Annotated in this window: 11 protein-coding genes; 3 read left to right on the forward strand and 8 right to left on the reverse strand. The window is 70.2% G+C overall.

Annotated features, from left to right (window positions below; genetic code table 11):
* Positions 1-27 precede the first annotated feature (27 nt).
* From gcvPA to BSY19_RS11310, 3 genes are all read left to right on the forward strand, one after another.
* Positions 28-1,368 carry an aminomethyl-transferring glycine dehydrogenase subunit GcvPA gene (gcvPA, locus tag BSY19_RS11300; protein WP_069054257.1) on the forward strand — a complete coding sequence of 447 codons (1,341 nt, stop codon included), beginning with the start codon at positions 28-30 and terminating at the stop codon, positions 1,366-1,368.
* A complete protein-coding gene (gcvPB, locus tag BSY19_RS11305; protein WP_069054258.1) occupies positions 1,368-2,942 on the forward strand; it encodes an aminomethyl-transferring glycine dehydrogenase subunit GcvPB in 1,575 nt (524 codons plus the stop codon). Before gcvPA ends, gcvPB begins: the two co-directional genes overlap by 1 nt.
* Positions 2,943-3,081: 139 nt before the next feature.
* The gene (locus tag BSY19_RS11310) at positions 3,082-4,431 is read left to right on the forward strand and encodes a L,D-transpeptidase family protein (RefSeq protein WP_069054259.1); all 1,350 of its coding nucleotides are present in this window, start codon (positions 3,082-3,084) and stop codon (positions 4,429-4,431) included.
* Between the two features lie 162 nt (positions 4,432-4,593).
* Here the strand turns inward: BSY19_RS11310 and BSY19_RS11315 are convergent, their stop codons facing one another.
* The 8 genes from BSY19_RS11315 to BSY19_RS11350 all read right to left on the reverse strand — a co-directional run bounded on the left by BSY19_RS11315 (position 4,594) and on the right by BSY19_RS11350 (position 12,313).
* Complete coding sequence (locus BSY19_RS11315; RefSeq protein ID WP_069054260.1) at positions 4,594-5,070, reverse strand: F0F1 ATP synthase subunit B family protein; 477 nt, start codon at positions 5,068-5,070, stop codon at positions 4,594-4,596.
* Positions 5,071-5,082: 12 nt separating this feature from the next.
* Entirely contained in the window at positions 5,083-5,640 is a 558-nt protein-coding gene (locus BSY19_RS11320) for a F0F1 ATP synthase subunit B family protein (RefSeq protein ID WP_236840513.1), read from the reverse strand.
* A gap of 152 nt (positions 5,641-5,792) precedes the next feature.
* A complete protein-coding gene (locus BSY19_RS11325) occupies positions 5,793-6,020 on the reverse strand; it encodes a F0F1 ATP synthase subunit C (protein WP_043231023.1) in 228 nt (75 codons plus the stop codon).
* A 61-nt stretch (positions 6,021-6,081) separates the two neighbouring features.
* A complete protein-coding gene (locus BSY19_RS11330; protein ID WP_069054261.1) occupies positions 6,082-6,843 on the reverse strand; it encodes a F0F1 ATP synthase subunit A in 762 nt (253 codons plus the stop codon).
* 46 nt (positions 6,844-6,889) lie between these two features.
* Positions 6,890-7,240 (reverse strand): AtpZ/AtpI family protein, encoded by a 351-nt coding sequence (locus BSY19_RS27935; RefSeq protein WP_069054262.1) that lies wholly within the window; start codon positions 7,238-7,240, stop codon positions 6,890-6,892.
* A gap of 229 nt (positions 7,241-7,469) precedes the next feature.
* A complete protein-coding gene (locus BSY19_RS11340) occupies positions 7,470-10,925 on the reverse strand; it encodes a chromosome segregation SMC family protein (RefSeq protein WP_069054263.1) in 3,456 nt (1,151 codons plus the stop codon).
* A 162-nt stretch (positions 10,926-11,087) separates the two neighbouring features.
* A complete protein-coding gene (locus tag BSY19_RS11345; RefSeq protein WP_069054264.1) occupies positions 11,088-11,708 on the reverse strand; it encodes a DsbA family protein in 621 nt (206 codons plus the stop codon).
* Between the two features lie 107 nt (positions 11,709-11,815).
* On the reverse strand, positions 11,816-12,313 hold the full coding sequence (locus BSY19_RS11350; protein ID WP_069054265.1) for a DUF721 domain-containing protein: 498 nt from the start codon (positions 12,311-12,313) through the stop codon (positions 11,816-11,818).
* Positions 12,314-12,316: the final 3 nt, after the last annotated feature.

The following is a 12,316-nucleotide window of genomic DNA, read 5'->3' on the forward strand; positions in this document are numbered from 1 at the left end:
CCCGAAACACGTCACGGAAGAACCACCATGCGCTATCTCCCCCTGACCGACACCGACCGCGAGGACATGCTCGCCCGCATCGGCGTCGCGGATGTCGATGCCCTGTTTTCCGACGTGCCGGCCGACAAGCTGCTGAAGGCGCCCGTCGATCTGCCGCGCGCCAGGGGTGAGCTCGAGGTCGAGCGCATCATGGCCAAGATGTCGGCCCGCAACGTCGCGGCCTCATCGGTGCCCTTCTTCGTCGGCGCCGGTGCCTACAAGCACCATGTCCCGGCCACGGTGGACCATCTGATCCAGCGCTCGGAATTCCTGACCAGCTACACGCCCTACCAGCCCGAGATCGCCCAGGGCACGCTGCAGTACCTGTTCGAGTTCCAGACGCAGGTCGCGGCGCTGACCGGCATGGATGTCGCCAACGCCTCGATGTATGACGGCTCGACCGGCACCGGCGAGGCCGTGCTGATGGCGCACCGGGTCACGCGGCGCAAGAAGGCCGTGCTGTCGGGCGGCCTGCACCCGCATTATGCCCAGGTCGTGCGCACCCTCTCCGAGATGGCCAATGATCAGGTCGTCACCCTGCCGCCCGACGTCGCGGCGGGTGAGGACATCCTGAGCCAGATCGACGACGAGACCTCCTGCGTCGTCGTCCAGAACCCCGACGTCTTCGGCAATCTGCGCGACCTCAGGCCGATCGCCGCCAAGGCCCATGCCCATGGCGCGCTGCTGATCGCGGTCTTCACCGAGGTCGTCTCGCTCGGCGCCATTGTGCCGCCGGGCGCGCAGGACGCCGACATCGTCGTCGGCGAGGGCCAGTCGATCGGCAACGCCCTGAACTTCGGCGGGCCCTATGTCGGGCTCTTCGCCGCCAAGTCGAAATACATCCGCCAGATGCCGGGCCGGCTCTGCGGCGAGACGGTCGATGCCGCCGGCCAGCGCGGCTTCGTGCTGACGCTCTCGACGCGCGAGCAGCATATCCGCCGCGACAAGGCGACCTCGAACATCTGCACCAATTCCGGGCTCTGCTGCCTGGCCTTCACCATCCACATGACGCTGCTCGGCCAGGCGGGCCTGGAACGCCTCGCCCAGGTCAACCATGCCAATGCCGTGGCGCTCGCCGACGCGCTGGCCGGCGTGAAGGGCGTCACCGTGCTCAACGAGAGCTTCTTCAACGAGTTCACCGTGAAGCTGCCCAGGCCCGCGGCCGACGTGGTCGAGGCGCTCGCAGCGAAGGGCATTCTCGGCGGCGTCCCGGTCTCGCGCCTGCTGCCGCAGGCGGGGCTCGACGACCTGCTCCTGGTCGCTTCGACCGAAGTCAACACGAACGAGGATCGGGCGGCCTTCGTGGCGGCGCTCGCGGAGGTGCTGTGATGCTGAACCGTCAGGGACGTCCCACCCAGGGCATCGTGTCCGCCCATGAGCCGCATGCGACCTTCACCGGCAACCGCGCGCTGCAGCAGATCGAGCCGCTGATCTTCGAGATCGGCCATCCGGAGACGACCGGCGTCGACATCGACGCACCCGCGCCATTCAAGTCGCGCCTCGGTGCCCATGCGCGCCAGGGCGAGATCGGCCTGCCCGGCCTCTCCGAGCCCGAGACGATGCGCCACTATGTGCGCCTCAGCCAGAAGAACTACGGCATCGACACCGGGCTCTTCCCGCTCGGTTCCTGCACGATGAAGCACAATGCCCGCCTCAACGAGAAGACGGCGCGCATGCCCGGTTTCTCCGACGTGCACCCGCTCCAGCCGGTCTCGACCGTGCCGGGCGCGCTCGAGGTCATGCTCGAGCTCTCGCGCTATCTGATGACGCTGACCGGCATGCCGGCCGTCGCCCTGTCGCCGAAGGCCGGCGCCCATGGCGAGGCCTGCGGCATGATGGCGATCAAGGCCGCCATCGCCGCCAAGGGCGAGGGCGCGACCCGCAATGTCGTGCTCGTCCCCGAATCGGCGCATGGCACCAACCCGGCGACCGCGGCCCTGATCGGTTTCTCGGTGCGCTCCGTCCCGGCGCGCCCGGACGGCACCGTCGCGGTCGAGGACGTCAAGGCCCTGCTCGGCCCCGACATCGCCGCGATCATGCTGACCAACCCCAACACCTGCGGCATCTTCGAGCCGCAGATCGTCGAGATCGCCGCCGCGATGCATGAGGCCGGCGCGTATTTCTACTGCGACGGCGCCAATTTCAACGCCATCGTCGGCAAGGCGCGGCCCGGTGATCTCGGCGTCGACGCCATGCATATCAACCTGCACAAGACCTTCTCGACGCCCCATGGCGGCGGCGGCCCGGGCTCGGGCCCGGTCGTGCTGTCGGAGCGGCTGGCGCCCTTCGCGCCGGTGCCCTTCATCCATGTCGAGGGCGGTTCGGCCCGCCTCGTCGAGAACGCCGCCGATGCGCCCGCTGGCAACCAGCCCTTCGGCCGCATGACCGCCTTCCACGGCCAGATGGGCATGTATGTCCGCGCGCTCACCTACATGCTCAGCCATGGTTCGGACGGCATGAAGCAGGCCTCCGAGGATGCGGTTCTGAACGCCAACTACATCCGCGCCGGCCTCTCGGACCTGATGTCGCTGCCGTTCCCGGACCACCCCTCGATGCACGAGGCGCTGTTCGACGACGAGTGGCTGAAGGGCACCGGCGTCACCACGCTCGACTTCGCCAAGGCGATGATCGACGAGGGCTATCACCCGATGACGGTGTATTTCCCGCTGGTCGTCCACGGCGCCATGCTGATCGAGCCGACCGAGTCGGAATCGAAGGCCTCGCTCGACCTCTTCATCGCGACGCTGCGCGACCTCGCCATGGCCGCGAAGGGCAACGACAAGGTCCGCTTCACCGGCGCCCCGCACCACGCCCCGCTGCGCCGCCTCGACGAGACCCGGGCCGCGCGACAGCCGGTGCTGAAATGGGTGCCACCGGCGCCGCTGGCGGAGGCGGCGGAGTAGTCGTTGACGATCATTGCTGGCGGCCCAAGCCGCCAGCAACAGTCCGTTACCGAAATCCTCAGCACGCCTTAAGCCTTCCTTGACCATGCGCGAGGGATGCTTCCGCTATGCGTCTGTGACGCTGTGTGGGATCACGTCCATGTCCGTGCGTTTCGTCAAAGCCTCCGTCGCCGCCCTGGCCCTTCTGCTCGGCGGCGTGGGAGCGCGGGCCAACGAGCCCAGCTACGGCCCCAACACCTATGACCGCACCCTTGAGGCGCTGATCGCCCATGAGGATATCGCCGTCCGCGGCGGCTGGCCCAAGGTGCCCGCCGGCGTCACCGCGCTGAAGCCGGACGCTCAGGGGCCCGAGGTCGCGGCGCTGAAGCAGCGCCTGGTGCTGAGCGGCGATCTGCCCACCGACGCGCTGCCGGGTGACGTCTACGACGCGAACGTCGTCGCGGCCGTGAAGCGCTTCCAGATCCGGCACGGCCTGTCGGATCTCGGCACCGTCGGCCGTCTCACGCTGAAGGCCATGAACACGCCGGTCGAGGTCCGCCTCAACCAGCTCACAGCCACGCTGGAGCGGCTCAAGGGCAACGGCTTCTCCTTCGCCGAGCGCTATGTCGTGGTCAACATCCCCGGCGCCAGCGTCGAGGCGGTGGAGAACGGCATGGTCCAGCGCCGCCATCTGGCCATCGTCGGCCGGCCGGACCGGCCGTCGCCGGTGCTTCAGGCCAACATCACCTCGGTCAATCTCAACCCGACCTGGACGGTGCCGACCTCGATCGTGAAGGCCGACATCATCCCGCACATGCGCAAGGATCCCGGCTTCCTGGCGAAGTCGCATATGCGCCTGCTCGGGGCCGAAAACCGCGAGATCGACCCGGCCACCGTCAACTGGGCGAGCCTGACCGCGCCCTATTTCACCGTGCGGCAGGACCCCGGCCCCGACAATTCGCTCGGCCAGATGAAGATCGACATGCCCAACACCGAGGCCGTCTATCTCCACGACACGCCGAAGAAGTCCCTCTTCCGCAACGATGTCCGCTTCAACTCCTCGGGTTGTGCCCGTGTCGAAGGCGTGCGCGATCTCGGCGCCTGGCTGCTCGAAGGCACGGAGTGGACGCCGGCCGCGATCGAGGCCGAGATCGCCAAGGGCGAGCGCAAGAACATCCCCCTGAAGAAGTCCGTGCCCGTGGCCTGGGTCTATCTGACCGGCTGGCAGGGGGCCGACGGCATGGTCCAGTTCCGCGAGGACATCTATGGGCTGGACACGCCGCAGGGCATCGTTACCTCCACCATCCAGCCGCGCAAGCCGAAGGCGAAGGTGATTGGCGCGGGCGAACCCAAGCCGGCCCCGCGTCTCCCGCCAAGACGGCCGCGAACTGAGACGAAACGGCGTTCGGACCGCTGCTATCGGGCCTACAAGGTCTCCCGGAGCGGCGTCGTCCCGTGCGGGTCTGGCCTCGTCCGCCTATCCGGGACGATGGGGCCGTTACGCGCATGAGCCAAGCGAGGGATTGGGAGGCCCGAGCCTCCCGCTTCTGGCAAGCTCGCTTCGGTCGATCCTCCCCTGGCCACCAAAGCAAAACGCCGCGGCCCAGGGGCCACGGCGTTTTCGCAAGTCATTGGTCCTGATGGACGTAAGCGACCCTTCGGCCGCTCCGTCTCAGTTGAGCTTGGCCTTGACCTCGTTCAGACCGGCGGCGAACAGCGCGTCGCCGGCCTTGCCACCCACCTGGGAGCGGATGATCAGCTCGGCCGCCTTGGTCGCCGCTTCGGCGGCCGCGGCGCGAACCTCGGCTTCGGCCTGGCTTTCGGCCAGCGCGATCTTCTCCTCGGCCGACTTGGTGCGACGGGCGACGAAGTCGTTCAGCTTGGTCTCGGCCTCGGCGGCGAGGCGCTTGGCCTCCTCGTTCGCGGCGGCGACGATGCTGGCGGCCTCGGTCTCCGCGGCTTTGCGCTTGGCCTCGTACTCAGCGAGCAGCTTCTCGGCCTCGAGGCGCAGGCGGCGCGCCTCGGCGAGTTCCTGGGCGACCTTCTCGCCGCGCGCGTCGAGCGCCGCGACGATCGCCTTCGGCACGCCGAAATAGGCCAGGATGGCAAAGAAGATGACGAAGGCGACGCCGACCCAGACGGTATCCATGATGTTGTCTCCTCAGCCGCGTGCCAGAACCTGATCGACCGCCTCGGACGCCTCGGTGGCGCTCGGGGCCTGGCCGGTCAGCTTCTCGACGATCGCGATCGCGACCTCGCTGCCGAGCCCGCGCACATTGCTCATGGCGCTGGTCTTGGTGGCGGCGATGGTGGCCTCGGCCGTGGCGAGCTTGGTCGCCAACTCGGCCTCGACGGCGTGACGGCGCTCATCGGAGGCCTTGGCGCCGGCGTCGCGCGAAGCCTGGGCGATGCCCTGGGCGTTCTTGCGGGCCTCGGTCAGCGCCGCCTCATAGGCGAGTGCTGTCTCCTCGGCCTTGGCCTGCATCTTGGCGGCATTGTCGAGATCGCGCGCGATGGTGCCCGCACGCTCCTCGAGGATCGCGCCGACCCGCGGCAGGGCGATCGTCGACATCAGCCAGTAGAGCGCGCCGAAGGTGATGGCGAGCCAGAACAGCTGACCCGAGAAGGTCGCGACGTCGAAGGGAGGGAAGGCGGCCTTCTCGCCGCTCAGGGACGGCGCCGCGGCCTGGGCGGCCCCGGCCACGAGCGTGGCCGTCAACCCGGAGGCGACGAAGCCGGCCCAACCTTGCCTGACGGACCGTGAAGATCGAACCGGCATGGGCTGCCTTTCAGCGAAGGAAATCGAAAAGTCGCGCCCGGTCCCGCAAGGGGACGCGAGGGCGCGACGGGAAGGCGGGTGGTCGAAGCGCGTCAGACCACGAAGAGCAGGACGAGCGCCACGACGAAGGCGAAGATGCCCAGACCTTCGGCGAGCGCCGCGCCGATGAAGGCGCGCGGGAACTGGCCGTCGGCCGCCGAGGGGTTGCGCAGCGCGCCCGAGAGGAAGTTGCCGAAGATGGTGCCGACGCCGATGGCGGCGAGGCCCATGCCGAGCGAGGCGAGGCCAGCGCCGATGTACTTGGCTGCAACGGGATCCATGGTCTTTCTCCAGTGTGAAAAGGTGATGGCGGGTGGGATGGTCTCGCGAACTCTGCCTGGCTCAGTGGCCGGGGTGCAGAGCGTCGTTGAGATAGACGCAGGTCAGGATCGCGAAGACATAGGCCTGCAGGAAGGCGACGAGGAATTCGAGCGCGGTCAGCGCCACGGCCAGGAGCAGCGGCAGCGGGGCGATGATCGTCGCGGCGCCGCCGGCGGCGAGCAGGGCGACGACGAAGCCGCCGAACACCTTCAGCGCGATATGGCCGGCGAGCATGTTGCCAAACAGGCGCAGCGACAGCGAGATCGGCCGCGAGACAAAGGACACCGCCTCGATCAGCACCATGAAGGGCAGGAGCCAGCCCGGCACGCCCGACGGCACGAAGAGGCCGAAGAAGTGGCTGCCGTGCTTGACGACGCCATAGACCAGCACGGTGCCGATCACGAGGAAGGCGAAGGCCGCCGTCACGACGATGTGGCTGGTCACGGTGAAGGAGCCCGGGATCATGCCGAGCATGTTGGCGCAGAGCACGAACATGAACAGCGAGAAGACGAGCGGGAAGAACGTCATCCCTTCCTTGCCCATCACGCCGGTGACGGTGGAGGCGACGAATTCGTAGATCATCTCGGCGAGCGACTGCAGCCGGCCGGGGACCACCGACCGCTGGCTCGAGCCGTAGATCATGATCACCGAGATCACGGCGACGATCGCGACCATCAGCAGCGAGGCGTTGGTGAAGGACAGGTCGAGGCCAAACGGCCGCAAGCCGATGATCGGCTTGATCTCGAATTGGTGGATCGGATCGATTCCGCCGCCAGCCGCCATGTCGCTTCAGTCCCTTGTCGTGCGGCCTTGCGGCCACCAGCCTCGGTCAGTCTTTCGTCCCGCTGCCCTTCGACCCGGAGGTCGGACGCGAACCGAGCCGATAGACGGAGCGCAGCCCTGCCATGGCCCCGATCACCAGAAAGATGATCAGCAGGAACGGCGAGGTTCCCAGCCACCGGTCTGCCAGCATCCCGATCAGGGCGCCTGCGATGATGCCGCCTGCGAGATCCGTCGCGGCGCGCAAGCCGGAGGACATTGCGCCAGCCATGGCGCCGTCCTCTCCGGCCGGGCTCGCGCCCGGCTTTTCGTTTCCGTCGGCACGCCCGAGAGCGGCCTTCAGGGAACCCAGTCTTGCGCGCAACTCCGAGTCTGAGGCGTTTTTCTCGGGTTCGGTCACGGCAGCAGCTCCTCCATGATCGTGATGGTGCCACGATCCTGCAAAAAGCCACACGATCCCTGTCCGCGCCCCGCGCATCGAGCCGTCGTCAGCACGGCCTCCTTTATTGCCCGCCCCGGATGCTGTCAAGGCAGGCCGAAGCGACCTAAGGCATTGGAATACCTGTAAATTCGGAGAAAACCGGCATTCTTGCCGCATTGCGAAGGCGATTGTGGCCTTTTTTCAGCGCTCAGACCGCGTCCCGGATGCGCTCGGCCGTGGCGAGATCGACGGAGACCATCTGGCTGACCCCGCGTTCGGCCATCGTCACGCCGAAGAGCCGGTCCATCCGCGCCATCGTGATCGGATTGTGGGTGATCAGGATGAAGCGCGTGCGCGTCTCGCGCGCCATCTCGTCGAGCAGGTCGCAGTAGCGCTCGACATTGGCGTCGTCGAGCGGCGCGTCGACCTCGTCGAGCACGCAGATCGGCGAGGGGTTGGTCAGGAACACCGCGAAGATCAGCGCGGTCGCGGTCAGCGCCTGCTCGCCGCCCGAGAGCAGGGTCATCACCTGCGTCTTCTTGCCGGGCGGGCGGGCGAAGATCTCGAGCCCGGCATCGAGCGGGTCCTCCGCATCGACCAGCTTGAGCTCGGCCATGCCGCCGCCGAACAGCACGGAAAAGAGCCGCTGGAACTGGCCGTTGACGATCTCGAAGGCGGCGAGCAGGCGCTCGCGGCCCTCCCGGTTGAGCGCGCTGATCGCCTGGCGCAGCCGCCGCACCGCCTCGCTGAGATCGTCGCGCTCGGCGGTCAGCCCCTCGCGCTTGCCCCGGATCTCGGTCAGCTCGTCCTCGGCGCGCAGATTGACGGCGCCGAGCCGCTCGCGCTCGGCCTTGAGGCCGGCGAGCCGCCGCTCGACCTCCTCCTGCGCCGGCGGGGTGTCCCCGGCCTTCAGCCCGGCGACGGTCGCCAGCCGGTCGAGGCTGGTCTCCAGCCCCTCCTCGATCTGCCGGGCGACATCGGCGACGCGCTGGCGCGCCGCTTCCCGCTTGGCCTCTGCCGCCGCCCGTGTCTCGCGCGCGCCGGCCAGCCCCTCCAGCGCGATCCGCGCCTGCCGGTCGGCCTCGGCCAGCGCCGCCTCGCCCTGGGCGAGACGATCGGCCGCGGCACGGCGCTGGCTCTCCGCCTCCTCGATCTCGGCGACGAGCCGGCGCCGCTCGCTCAGGAAGGTGTCGGGCGCCTCCAGCAGCGCGGCCCGCTCGGCGGTGACCGTCTCGATGCGCCGGCGCGTCTCCTCGGCGGTCTGGCCGCTGCGCGCGGCCCGCTCGCGCCAGGCCCCGGTGTCGGCGGCGATCGCCTGGCGGCGCTGGGCGCGCAGTTCCGCCTCGCGCTTCAGTGTCTGCACCCGCGCCCGCGCATCCGATGCCGCGATGCGCCGCTCGCCCAGCGCCACGCGCGCCTCGAGCAGCCGGCTTTCGAGTGCGGCGGAGGCCGGAAGCTCGGCCAGCGCCTGGTCCTGCGCGGTGGCATGGGCCGCGGCCTCGGCCATCGTCTGGCCGAGCCGGCCGATCGCCTCGCTCAGCGCCGACCGTCTCGCGGCGACCTCGCCGGCCTTGCGTTCCGCGGCGGCGAAGCGCTCGCGCGCCTGGTCGAGCGCGCGGCGGGCCAGCCGCGCCGCCTCGAGCGTCGCCGCCTCGGCCTGGGCCGCGGCCCGGGCCTCGCTGGTCGCGCCGTCCAGCGCCTGCCGGGCGGTGGCCGCCGCCGCCTGGGCCGCCTGCGCCGCCTGTTCGAGATCGCCGAGGCGGTTCTTCTCGGCGAGCCGGCGGGCGGCGGGGGAGGGCGCCTCGGCCGCGCCGGTCAGGCCGTCCCAGCGCCAGAGATCGCCCTCGCGCGACACCAGCCGCTGGCCCGGCTGCAGCAGCGCGCGCAGGCGGGGCCCGTCGCCGCGGGCGACGACGCCGATCTGGGCGAGGCGCCGCCGCAGGGCCGCCGGTCCGCGCACATGCGCCGCCAGCGGCTCGGCGCCCGCCGGCAGGGCCGGGTCCGTCTCGCCGCCGCCGGTGTTGAGCCAGTGGCTGGGCGCGGCGGCGTCGGTGGCCGCCTCGAGATCGTCGCCGAGCGCGGCGCCGAGCGCGATCTCGTAGCCCTTCGCCACGCTGAGGGCTTCCAGCACCGCCGGCCAGCGGTCACCGCTCGCGGGGGCCAGCAGCTTCCGCAGCGTGCCGATCTCGGTGTCGAGCCGCTGGGCGGCGCGGTCGGCCTCGGCCAGAGGGGCCCGCAGCTGGGTCTCGCGCTCGCGCGACGCGGCCAGCGCCGCCCGCGCGGCCGCGGCCGCGGCATCGGCCTCGCGCAGCGCAGCCTCTGCCGCCGCGACGGCGCTCTGCAGCGGCTCCAGCGGCAGCGCGGCGCTGCCGGCATCGAGCGCGGCCTGGTCGCGCAGGAGTCGGTCGCGTTCCTGCTGCGCCCGCGCCTCGCGCTCACGGCCCTCGCGCAGCGCCCGCTCGAGCGCGCCGCGTCGCGCCGCGAGCTCGGACAGCGCGCCCTGCGCGGCGCCATGGTCCGCCTCCGCCGCCGAAAGCGCGGCCTCCGCCTGTGCCAGCACGGCCGCGGCGGCCTCGGCACTGCCGGCCGAACCCTCGCCCTCGCGGGCCAGTGCCGCATCCTCCTGCGCCAGCCGCGCCAGGCTCTCGGCGGCGTCGCGCGCGACGCTTTCCTGCCGGCCGAGATCGCCCTGGAGTTCGCTGAGGCGCCGGTCGAGCTCCTCCGCCCGCTGCCGGGCGCGCCGGTTTTCCGCTTCCAGCTCGTCGAGCCCGCGCTTCAGCCGCACCAGCGCCGCTGCGGCGGCCGCCTCGCCCTCGCGCAGCCCCGGCAGCCCGTGCGCCGCCACGGCCTGGTGCCGGGCGGCTTCCGCCTGCAGGCCGGTGCGTTCGGCGACGAGGCGCACCGCCGCCTCCAGCGCCCGTTCGGCCTCCGCTTCCTGGCCGCGCGCCAGATGGTGCGCGATCAGCGCCAGCGTCGCCTCGGCCCGGCGGATGTCGGCGGCGAGGCTGCGATAACGCGAGGCCTGCCGCGCCTGCCGCTGCAGCGACTCGATCTGCCCGTCGATCTCGCCCAGCACGTCCTCCAGGCGCGTCAGGTTCTCCTCGGCGCCGCGCAGCCGCAGCTCGGCCTCGTGGCGGCGGCTGTGGAGGCCCGCGATGCCGGCTGCGTCCTCGAGGATGCGCCGGCGCGATTGCGGCTTGGCGGAGATGATCTCGGAGATCTGGCCCTGCCGCACCAGAGCGGGCGAGCGGGCGCCCGTCGCGGCATCGGCGAAGAGCAGTTGCACGTCGCGCGCGCGCACCTCCTTGCCGTTGACACGATAGGTCGAGCCCTCCTCGCGCTCGATCCGGCGGGTGACCTCGAGAACGTCGGTCTCGTTGAAGGCGGAGGGAGCCTTGCGGTCGCTGTTGTCCAGCGTCAGCGCCACTTCGGCCATGTTGCGGCCGGGGCGCTCGTTCGAGCCCGCGAAGATGACGTCGTCCATCCCCGAGCCGCGCATGTTCTTGAACGAGCTTTCGCCCATCACCCAGCGCAGGGCTTCGACGAGATTGGATTTGCCGCAGCCATTGGGGCCGACGATGCCGGTCAGGCCAGGCTCGATCAGGAACTCCGTCGGCTCGACGAAGGTCTTGAAGCCGGTCAGCCTGAGGCGCGTTAGCTGCATCGGCGCGCCCCTGCAACATCCGCGCCCGTCATCCCGGACAAGCGGCGCAGCCGCGCCGATCCGGGATCCATCGTAGAGCGCAGTTCTCTATGATGGATCCCGGCGCTCCGCTTTGCTGCGGCCGGGATGACGTGGAGGTCGGGTCGGCAAGGGCGAATGCCCTCAGCCCGCCAGGAGCGGCTCGAGGATCTTGTCGAATTCGGCGATCGAGAGCGCACCTGAACGCTTCTGCCCGTTGATGAAGAAGGTCGGCGTGGAGTCGACACCGGCCTTGGCCCCACGATCCTTCACGACTGTGACGGCGTCATAGATATCCTGCCTTTTCAAGCAGGCCTCAAACGAATCCTGTGTGAAACCGGCCTGCTTCACCATCGCCGACAGCGCATCGACCGGCTTGTCGGTGAAAGCCCAGACCTTCTGCTGGGCGAAGAGCAGGTCCGTCATCGCGACATATTTGTCGTTGCCGTTGCAGCGCGCCAGCATGAAGCCCGCCGTCGCCAGCGGGTCGAGCGGGAATTCGCGCAGCGTGAAGCGCACCTTGCCGGTGTCGATGTACTTCGCCTTCAGCGCCGGCCAGGTGTCCTTGTGGAAGGTCGCGCAATGGCCGCAGGTCAGCGAGGCGTATTCGATGATGGAGACCTTGGCGTCCGGCGAGCCGATCCAGACATCGCCGAGCGGGCCGGGCGTGGTGAGGTCGGCCTGGGCCTGCGCCGCGGGCGCGCCCAGCATCGCGGCGGCCGCGAGTCCGGCCGTCGCCGTCAGAAGCTGTCGCCTGTTCGTCATCGTCGTGGTTCCTGAAAATGCGCGTGTCGTGGGACGAAGCCCGGTTGCCGGTCCTATAGAGGCGCGGATGATTGTGGCAAGATCGTCACCGCGCCGCCGCGCATCCCTCACGAAGCTGTGTCGGGACGCTGCCGCGCCGCGCGCTCCGCGACATGGGCCCCCAGCCGCGCGAGGCAGGCCCGCAGCGCCTCGCCTTCGACGCCGGCGACCTGGCGCTCCATGCGCGCCAGCAAAGCGGGATCGGTTGGGCGGCGTGCGACTGCCGCGACCGGAGCGTCCACCGGCCCCTGCTTCAGCACGAGCTTGCCGACCGCACGCCAGCCGAGATGGGTGTTGACGCGTTCGATCACGATCGGCGCGAGCTGCTGCATGTCGAGCGCGAAGGCCCCTTCGACCCGAACCACCATGGTCGCGGGCTCGGACGCCTCGCCCGGAGCCGGCCGGCGGCGCGGCCAGTCGATCTTGAGCGGGCGCGAGCGCGCCGCCAGCCGCTCGCCGACGATCTCCGGCCAGAGTGCCACGACGGCCCGCCCGGCAAAGCCCTGCGCGGCCAGCGCCGGCGCCAGCAGATCGTCGATCAGGTCTGCGAGGGGTTTGACGGCCATGAC

It is taken from the genome of Bosea sp. RAC05 (assembly GCF_001713455.1).
In the GTDB taxonomy this organism is placed as follows: domain Bacteria; phylum Pseudomonadota; class Alphaproteobacteria; order Rhizobiales; family Beijerinckiaceae; genus Allobosea.

Excerpts from the sequence above, each read along its gene's own strand:
- BSY19_RS11345 (WP_069054264.1), bottom strand. The coding sequence starts at position 11,708 with ATGACGAACAGGCGACAGCTTCTGACGGCGACGGCCGGACTCGCGGCC.
- BSY19_RS11325 (WP_043231023.1), bottom strand. The coding sequence starts at position 6,020 with ATGGATCCCGTTGCAGCCAAGTACATCGGCGCTGGCCTCGCCTCGCTC.
- BSY19_RS11340 (WP_069054263.1), bottom strand. The coding sequence starts at position 10,925 with ATGCAGCTAACGCGCCTCAGGCTGACCGGCTTCAAGACCTTCGTCGAG.
- gcvPB (WP_069054258.1), top strand. The coding sequence starts at position 1,368 with ATGCTGAACCGTCAGGGACGTCCCACCCAGGGCATCGTGTCCGCCCAT.
- BSY19_RS11315 (WP_069054260.1), bottom strand. The coding sequence starts at position 5,070 with ATGGATACCGTCTGGGTCGGCGTCGCCTTCGTCATCTTCTTTGCCATC.
- BSY19_RS11350 (WP_069054265.1), bottom strand. The coding sequence starts at position 12,313 with ATGGCCGTCAAACCCCTCGCAGACCTGATCGACGATCTGCTGGCGCCG.
- BSY19_RS11310 (WP_069054259.1), top strand. The coding sequence starts at position 3,082 with ATGTCCGTGCGTTTCGTCAAAGCCTCCGTCGCCGCCCTGGCCCTTCTG.
- BSY19_RS11330 (WP_069054261.1), bottom strand. The coding sequence starts at position 6,843 with ATGGCGGCTGGCGGCGGAATCGATCCGATCCACCAATTCGAGATCAAG.
- gcvPA (WP_069054257.1), top strand. The coding sequence starts at position 28 with ATGCGCTATCTCCCCCTGACCGACACCGACCGCGAGGACATGCTCGCC.